This window comes from Flavobacterium chryseum, from assembly GCF_004362015.1.
Classification (GTDB): domain Bacteria; phylum Bacteroidota; class Bacteroidia; order Flavobacteriales; family Flavobacteriaceae; genus Flavobacterium.
In genome coordinates, this window is record NZ_SNWW01000015.1 from 53481 (window position 1) to 62350 (window position 8870).

At 32.6% G+C, this 8870-nt stretch carries 5 protein-coding genes and 1 pseudogene; 3 read left to right on the forward strand and 3 right to left on the reverse strand.

All coding sequences use genetic code 11. The annotated features are described in order from the left end of the window. Positions 1–34 precede the first annotated feature (34 nt). The gene (locus EV143_RS20185; protein WP_133509738.1) at positions 35–2278 is read right to left on the reverse strand and encodes a GH92 family glycosyl hydrolase; all 2244 of its coding nucleotides are present in this window, start codon (positions 2276–2278) and stop codon (positions 35–37) included. A 122-nt stretch (positions 2279–2400) separates the two neighbouring features. Here EV143_RS20185 and EV143_RS20190 point away from each other — a divergent pair, with 122 nt between their 5' ends. Both EV143_RS20190 and EV143_RS20195 read left to right on the forward strand, forming a co-directional pair. Beyond that, positions 2401–3459 (forward strand): sensor histidine kinase, encoded by a 1059-nt coding sequence (locus EV143_RS20190; RefSeq protein ID WP_133509739.1) that lies wholly within the window; start codon positions 2401–2403, stop codon positions 3457–3459. Between the two features lie 63 nt (positions 3460–3522). Next, positions 3523–4236 (forward strand): LytR/AlgR family response regulator transcription factor, encoded by a 714-nt coding sequence (locus EV143_RS20195; RefSeq protein ID WP_133509740.1) that lies wholly within the window; start codon positions 3523–3525, stop codon positions 4234–4236. A gap of 292 nt (positions 4237–4528) precedes the next feature. Here EV143_RS20195 and EV143_RS21865 read toward each other — a convergent pair. Continuing rightward, positions 4529–4811: pseudogene (locus EV143_RS21865) on the reverse strand (glucosamine-6-phosphate deaminase); the annotation flags it as partial. Between the two features lie 259 nt (positions 4812–5070). Then, a complete protein-coding gene (locus EV143_RS20205) occupies positions 5071–7164 on the reverse strand; it encodes an alpha-L-fucosidase (protein ID WP_133509741.1) in 2094 nt (697 codons plus the stop codon). Between the two features lie 255 nt (positions 7165–7419). Between EV143_RS20205 and EV143_RS20210 the strand changes: the two genes are divergently transcribed. Further along, the gene (locus EV143_RS20210; protein WP_133509742.1) at positions 7420–8442 is read left to right on the forward strand and encodes a proline-specific peptidase family protein; all 1023 of its coding nucleotides are present in this window, start codon (positions 7420–7422) and stop codon (positions 8440–8442) included. The last annotated feature ends 428 nt before the right edge of the window (positions 8443–8870 follow it).

An 8870-nucleotide genomic window follows, 5' to 3' on the forward strand; every position in this document is an offset into this window, starting at 1 on the left:
TAATTTTAGTTGTTTTTTAGTTAGTTACGTGGTTTTAGTTTTTTATTCCCCAGTTTTTATTGGGTTCGGCGCCCATTACAAAATGCAAAATTCCGCCCTGCAATATTTGCTGATGTGTGATTGTTGTTTTATTAAATGGAACCCCGTTGAGTGTTGCTGACTGTATATAAAAGTTTTTGTCTGAAACATTTTCTGATTCAATTACAAACGATTTTCCGCCTTGAAGATTGATTTTTGCTTTTTCGAAAATTGGACTTCCGATTTCATATTCTCCTGAAGCCGGATTCATCGGATATAAACCCATCGAACTGAAAACGTACCACGCCGACATTTGTCCGCAATCTTCGTTTCCGCTTAATCCGTTTGGTGTTGTATTGTATTGTGTATCTAAAATATGATGTACCCAATATTGCGTTCTCCACGGTTGATTGGCGTGATTAAACATATAGGCAATGTGGTGACTTGGCTCGTTTCCGTGCGCGTATTGACCAATTAATCCTGAAATATCTGCAGAAACATTGCTTCCTGTAATTTCTGAACTTTCGGTAAATAATTGTTCTAATCGTTTGGCAAAAATTTCATTGCTTCCGTGCAACGAAATAAAATCTTCTACATTTTGAGGTACAAACCAGCTGTGCTGCCATGCATTTCCTTCGGTATAATCGGTGTGTTCTCTGTGGTTTGAATGTTTGGGATCAAATGGTTCGTTCCAGGATTTTCCATCTTCCGATTTTCCTCTCATGAATCCGGTTTTCGGATCAAATAAATGCTGATATGCTTTTGATCTGTTTAGAAAAAATTGATAATCTTCATTTTTCCCTAATGCTTTTGCCATTTGCGCAACGCACCAATCATCATAAGCATATTCTAAAGTAATAGTAACAGATTCGTCTAATAAATTATAGGGAATATAACCGTATTTTTTGTAGAAATTTAAACCACGCTCGTCCTGCATCATGGTTGCTTTCATGGCTTCGTATGCTTTTTGAGCATCAAAACCTTTAATTCCTTTTAGGTATGCGTCAACAATTACCGGAATGGAATGGTATCCTGTCATTGTATTGGTTTCATTGGCGTATAGAGTCCAGACCGGTAATATTTTTTTGGTATCGTAATAGGCTAACATTGAGTTTACAATGTCTGAAGTTTTGTCTGGAGCCAATAAAGTTAACAGAGGGTTTTCGGCTCTAAAAGTATCCCATAGTGATAAGGTAGAATAGGCGGTATAATCTTTTGCTGTAACAATTTGATCATCCTCTTTCCTAAACTGACCGTTTTTATCACTATAGGCTACTGGGGAAACTTGGGCGTGGAACAATGCGGTATAAAAAATAGTTTTTAGTGTGTCTATTGGCGTTTGAACTTCAATTTTACTTAAAGCAGTATTCCATATTGTGGCTGCTTCTGATTTTGTTTTTTCGAAAGTCGAACTTTCTTCATCTAAATTATCTTTGGCATTAGCAACACTAACAGATGATAAGGCGACTTTTACATATAATTCGTTTGAATTATTCGTTTGGAAAAATAATTGTGCTGCTGTGTTTTCTCCATCAGCTTTATTTACTGTAACAATTTGTTTATTAGCCAATAAAACAGATTCTGAAATTGGTTTTGAAAATTTTGCGACAAAAAATACTTTCTGATTTTTTGCCCAGCCGGTGCTATAGCGATAGCCGCTAACCGTATGTTCATCTTCAATCATAATTCCGGTTTTTACGGTTTTATCCCAGTTAATGGCAAAACCAAGATCTATTATTACGGATTGTTCATCATTCTTGGAAAATGTGTATTTATGGAATGCTGTGCGTTGTGATGAGGTTAATTCTACATTGATTTTAGGATCTTCAAGAAAAACCTCATAAGAGCCCGGTGTTGCTTTTTCGTTAACATGACTGTATTTTGATTTATAAGGTAATTGATCGCGTGAAGTTGTTTTTGTTGCTAAATCGAGTTTTTTATTGGTTGGCATAAATAAGATGTCTGCCAAATCTCCAATTCCGGTGCCGCTTAAATGCAAATGACTGAAACCGGCAACAATAGAATCTGAATGATGATACCCTGAACACCAATCCCAGCTTGAAATACCATTGTCCGGACTTACCTGAAGCATTCCAAACGGAACTGTTGCGCCCGGATAAGTATGCCCATGACCGCCTGTACCAATAAAAGGATCGACGTGATTAACAAAAAGTGTGTTTTGATGGTTATTTTTATTTACATTTATTTTGCAACTTGCAGCCAAAATGATAAATAAAACCAGCAGGGTAAAATTCTTCATATAAAACAATCTTAATTTAACTTTAAATTTATATAAATTGACCTTTTATTAAAATTAATTTAGACGGACGACACATAAACTTAGATAAACATCAAAAAAAGTCATAAAACGTAACATATATCATGATTTTAAATTCAAGCAAATTATACCGCATTCAATTGCAGTATCATATTATATTTTGGTTAACTTATTTTGTTTTTAATACCTTTCGATGGGGAAGTTATTTTAATGATTATTGGTATTCCTTAAAAACAAATTTGTTGGGGTTTCCTATTCACATGGCTTTGTGTTATCTGAATATACTTGTACTAATGCCTAATTTGGTGTACAAAAAAAAGTACCTTCCTTATGTTATTTCTGTTTTATGTGCTATCTTTATTATGGTGGTTTTAAAATTTAATCTTACCTATTTGTTAATAACACATCAAGTCTGGCCTGAGGGTCCTGAACCTATAGATAAATTGACCTTGAATTATACGATAGATATGATGATGGGGGAACTTTATGTAATGACATTTGTAACCGCTATTAAGATTACTTTCGATTTTTTGAGGGAGCAAAAAAGAGTAACAGATCTTGAAAAATCGCAATTAGAAACAGAATTGCTTTTTTTGAAATCTCAAATTTCTCCGCATTTCTTTTTTAATACGTTAAATAATATTTATTCTTTATCTGTTGAAAAATCAGATAAAACGCCAAAAATTGTTCTTAAACTTTCTGAGTTGATGCGTTATATGTTGTATGATACAAAAAGTACAAGACAAACTTTAGAGAAAGAAATACTTTGCATTCAGAATTATCTGGATTTGGAACGCATTAGAAATGATGGCCGTTTAGAAGTTAATATGTCTATTTCCGGAGATATTCATGATAAAGAAATTAGTCCTATTATATTATTGACTTTTATTGAAAATGCTTTTAAGCACGGCGTAAACAAAAACACCGGAAAAGTAGTAATTGATATTAATTTTAAGGTAAAAGGAGATTTTCTGCATTTCACTATTACTAATCCAATGCCGGAAATTACGAAACATAAAGACCTTTTTAACAAGTCTAGTGGTATAGGTTTAGAAAATGTCCGAAAAAGACTTGAATTAGGTTATAATAAAAATGACTATAAGCTTTCATTTAAAAATAAAAAGGATATTTTTGTTGTAAAGCTTGTAATTAAGGTAGCTTAGAGACAATCAACCCCTTTTTTACAATTATACCTACTAAATTATCTCTTTCTAAAAATTATACCAATGAAGATAAATTGTTTAATCATAGATGACGAGCCATTGGCAATTAATGTAATTAAAAATTACCTGGAGCCAATTGAAAATTTTGAGGTAGTAAATACTTTTAGTAATCCGATAGAAGGGCTTAATTTTTTAAAAAATAATAAAGTCGATGTCGTTTTTCTTGATATTAATATGCCTGTTCTTGATGGTATTAATTTTATTAAGAGTTTAGAAAATCCGCCAATATTGATAATTACAAGTGCCTATAGTCAGTTTGCGATAGAAACTTATGAATTGGATGTTTTAGATTATTTGGTAAAACCAATCGAGTTTCCGAGGTTGATGAAAACGCTAAATAAGATTAGTAAAAGACTTAGCAATAGTGGCAATACTCAGCAGGAAAATAATCCGGAAAGCCCGTTTATTTTTGTTAAGATTGACAAAAAAAGAATGAAGAAAATCTTTTTTAATGAAATTCTGGTTATCGAAAGTTTGAAGGATTACTTAAAAATAAGCACGCTTACAGGAAAATATATTATACACAGTACATTATCTGATTTTACAGATTTATTACCCGAAAGAAATTTTTTAAGAATACACCGATCGTATACAATTGCCATCGATAAAATTGATGCCGTAGAAGGAAACAGCATTGAAATTGAAGGTCTAAGATATGTAATTGGAAGATCTTATATTGATCACGTAAAACAAAGAATTTTGAATTCTCCGATGTAAAGATTGATTGAATACTTTATTAAAAAATCCTTGTCAAAGTTTCAAACTTTGACAAGGATTTTTTTTGTTTAAGTTCCAGTTTGTGATTTCTCGTTCCTCGAAATCACACTAGAAACTACATACAGATCGTCGTCAATGTTTGTCGATTTCCGAGTGTGATTTCTCCTTACGTCGAAATGACAAAAAAATGTGATCAAAAAAAATGCGACCATAAGGCCGCATTTTCACATACAGGTAACTAACCAAAATAAACCATTTAAAAAATAATTTATTGTATTTTATTTTTAGAAAACTAAAAATGATATCTCTTGAATGCTTCAATTGCTGAGTAGTCAGCCAAAGCATGTATTTTTCTGCTGTTAATCTGTTTCTGTCTTCAACTCTTACCCAAAACTCTCTGCTGTCATCTCCCTAAAACATCACTCCGTCTTTTTGAGATTGATGATAGAAAATGGCATGACGTTTTTTAGAACCTGATCAGGGCTCATTGGAACCGCCATTTCGATTTGGTAAGATTCCCATTCATGCCATGCTCCTCTATATAACCAGACCCAGCAATCATCCATAAATTTCCTGGGCAACTAAAACAGAAGCTTCTTTTAATGATTAAAAAATAAAATTATGAACTTTTGAAAACGCGTTTTTTCGAATTTTCCAGCTTCCTTAAAATTTTATGCCTTCCTTATTCATTTACCCGTTTCCTTTAATTTATATTATAAAATTAAGAATTAGTCTAACTATTAAATTAAAAATTCGACTAATAACCTGTTAACTTCGGCAAAAGACATAATTGGAAACTTTAAAAATATTCGGCACCAATTAATATTCGATTTTTTACTTTTCTATCACATTTATTTCGCCAATAGAAACCGTCTGACCTTTTCCTTCAGCGGATTTTGCGACGAAACGAAGGTAACGTGCTTTCGTTTCAGCAAATGTTTTAACCTGTTCTATTGGATTATTTTTGATGTTTGAAAACTCTCCCTCAGATTGTATTGTCCATTTTACATTATCTAAACTCGTGTAAAACTCATATTTGGAAATTAAATTGAGATTGTTACCAACTTGCTGTGGAAAATACGTAAACCCATTTATTTTAAGAATAGCTCCCATATCAATCGATACTTCTTGTGGAAGTTTATTGGTTTCGCTTCCAAAACCCCAATCTGTGGTTGGATTTCCGTCAATAATTCTATTTGCCGAATTTACATCACCACTTGAAACTGCAACAATTTTCCATTTTTCTTTAGAAACGCCATACTTTGCTGTTATTATTGCACTGCTGATATTCTCTTTATTGATAGCAATTGCTTTAATCTGCACTGCCTTATTGTATTTAAAAATACCTTTATATAATGTACTTTTGGAAGACGGTGCAGAGCCATCAACCGTGTAATAAACATTATTTTGTTCTTCTGATTTTATGGTGACATTTCCGTTTTTATCACGCTGAATTTCCGGAGTACGTACAAAAGTTGGCGCATTATAAGCCTGAATATTCGAAATAACAATACTCGCTTTAGAATCGGTAATATTTATTTTAAGTGCCGAAGCCGTAACTCGTTCTATTCTTAAAATTCTTTTATACCCAATTGTAGTTTCGTTAGCAATATTTTTCCATTGTCCATCGACTTTAGCATCAACTGTAAAAGTTTTAACACGTTGTCCTAATTTTATATACTCCTGAAGCAAAATTCGGTCAATAGCTTTAGGTTTATCAAATTCAAATATAATTGATGCAGTTTTTACATTATCATCTGTTGCCCAATAAGTCTCTTTGTTTCCGTCAACTACATTTTTGGGTGCAAATTCGTCGCTGTTTCCTCTAGTATTATCTGTAGTGATTTTGCTTCCGGCTAATAATTCGGTTTTAAAATCTTCTTTTATAGTTGCAACAAGTTCTTTAAGTCTTGCTTCGTCATTTTCATGAACCAGACCTCTCCTATCAACAGGAAGATTAAGTAATAAAGTAGCATTTCGACCAATCGACTCATAATAAATATCAACCATTTCATCTAGCGGACGTACTTTATCATCTTCAACAGCATGGTAAAACCATCCTGGTCTAATAGATACATCTGCTTCGCCAGGAACCCACTTTTCGCCATCTTCATGACCAGACATGAATTCTGTATAATGTACCTTTCCAGCCAATTCATCTTTTTGACGTAAAAGCGACCAGTTTGTTTTTCCGGCTCGTCCTTCTTCGTTTCCAATCCAACGCGCTTCTGAAGGTCCAACTCCCCAAACTAATGTCTTTGGTGCAATTTTGTAAATTAATTTATAGGTTTCGTCCCAATTGTAATATTCCAGTGTATTGATTTTTCGGGTTTCATTCGCTCCTCCATAATAACCGTCACCTCCGTTTGCACCGTCAAACCACATTTCGAAAACATCTCCATAATTCGTCAGCAATTCTTTGAGCTGATTTCTAAAATACGTCACGTACTCAGGTTTACCATAATCTGCGCGATTTCTATCCCAAGGCGAAAGATATAATCCTAATTTCAAATTGTATTCTTTGCAAGCTGCTGCTAATTCTTTAACAAGATCGCCTTTACCATTTTGCCAAGGAGAATTTTTTACCGAACGTTCCGTATAAGCCGATGGCCACAAACAAAATCCGTCATGATGTTTGGCAACTAATATAATTCCTTTCATACCCGCTTCTTTCACCACTCGCGCCCATTGACGAACATCTAAATTTGTAGGATTAAAAAGTTCCGGTGATTCATCGCCGTAACCCCACTCCTTATTGGTAAATGTATTTAATGAGAAATGCACAAAGGCGTAAAATTCCATCTCTTGCCAATCTAATTGTTTTTGAGTTGGAAGCGGACCAAATGGTTCAGGTGATTTTACTAGCTCCTGACTATTAATTGGTAGTATTAAACAAAAAAAACTCAGTATTAAAAATATATTTTTCATTAAGTCTTCATTAATATTTTATTGGATAGCTAATTAAAATCTAAATTTAAAGTAAATAGTTGTTTTGTTTAACACTATTTCGACGAGTAACGTTTTTTGGAGAGTATTGGGTGTGACAGAATATTTTAAGGGAATTAAAATTAAAAAAATATAATTTACAGACATTTTTTAAACATAAAACACATTTATTAAAGTATTAATATAATTTGTATTTTAGTTTGCACGAAAATCGTTTAACCTCAATTCTAAAAAAACATGCGTTCAATTCTTCTTTTTGCATTAATTGCTCTTACCCTTGTTTCCTGTAAAAATGAAACCAAATCAGAATACCTTAAAAGTTATTTTACTTATAAAGATAATAACAATGTAGAATCAGCTGGTGTAAAAATGATTCCAATTAAAACTCCTGTTGGAGAATTTAAAGTATGGACGAAACGTTTTGGCAGTAATCCTAAAATAAAAATATTGCTATTACATGGTGGCCCAGCTATGACACATGAATATATGGAATGCTTTGAAACCTTCTTTCAACGCGAAGGATTTGAATTCTATGAATATGATCAACTTGGATCTTATTACAGCGATCAGCCAAAAGATAGTAGTTTATGGACAACAGAACGTTTTGTTGAAGAAGTAGAACAAGTACGTAAAGCGATTGGTGCCGATAATAATAATTTTTATGTTTTAGGAAATTCATGGGGAGGAATCCTCGCTATGGAATATGCATTAAAATATCAGAAAAATTTAAAAGGGCTTTTAGTTGCAAACATGGTTGCAAGTGCACCAGAATATGGCAAATATGCAGATGACGTACTAGCCAAGCAAATGAAACCCGAAATTCTTGCAGAAATAAGAGCTTTAGAAGCAAAAAAAGATTTCAATAATCCACGCTACATGGAATTATTAGTTCCAAATTTTTATCAAGAACATTTATGTAGATTAAAAGAATGGCCAGATGGCTTAAATCGCGCAAGCAAACATGTTAATGGAGAAATATACACTTTAATGCAAGGCCCCAGTGAATTCGGTATCAGTGGACGCTTAGCAAAATGGGATATAAAGAATCGCCTAAAAGAAATAACGACTCCAACGCTCATGATTGGAGCTAAATATGATACTATGGATCCAAAAGCTATGGAAGGACAAAGTAAATTAGTTCAAAAAGGCCGCTTTCTATATTGTCCAAATGGTAGTCATTTAGCAATGTGGGATGATCAGAAAGTTTTCATGAATGGCGTTATTCAATTCATAAATGATGTGAATACTAATAAATTCTAATTTAGTAATATGCTTATTGTTTAAATAACTAACTAAAACTTAAACAAATTGAGTTAAATAATCAATTACAAAAAAGCTTCTTATTATTTTAAGAAGCTTTTTTAGTTAATGTATAATATGTGGCTGCAAATTATAATTGCATATTTAAATTATATATCTACATAAATTTAAAAACTATTTTAATACTACTTACAAGCTCAGTTATTTAATGATCATCTTTTTGATAATAAAACTTAAACTATAATAAAGAAAATCAATAAATATTAAACCTCACAAGATAAATCCCAGGTTTATAAATTAAATATCAAGTATAAAAAACAATTTATCGATCAGATAAATGGCAAAAACACACAACCCATTATAAACGAAAAAACCCTTCATCTTATGATGAAGGGTTTTTAAAAAGAAAGGCGACGACATACTCTCCC

Excerpts from the sequence above, each read along its gene's own strand:
- EV143_RS20185 (WP_133509738.1), bottom strand. The coding sequence starts at position 2,278 with ATGAAGAATTTTACCCTGCTGGTTTTATTTATCATTTTGGCTGCAAGT.
- EV143_RS20190 (WP_133509739.1), top strand. The coding sequence starts at position 2,401 with ATGATTTTAAATTCAAGCAAATTATACCGCATTCAATTGCAGTATCAT.
- EV143_RS20195 (WP_133509740.1), top strand. The coding sequence starts at position 3,523 with ATGAAGATAAATTGTTTAATCATAGATGACGAGCCATTGGCAATTAAT.
- EV143_RS20205 (WP_133509741.1), bottom strand. The coding sequence starts at position 7,164 with ATGAAAAATATATTTTTAATACTGAGTTTTTTTTGTTTAATACTACCA.
- EV143_RS20210 (WP_133509742.1), top strand. The coding sequence starts at position 7,420 with ATGCGTTCAATTCTTCTTTTTGCATTAATTGCTCTTACCCTTGTTTCC.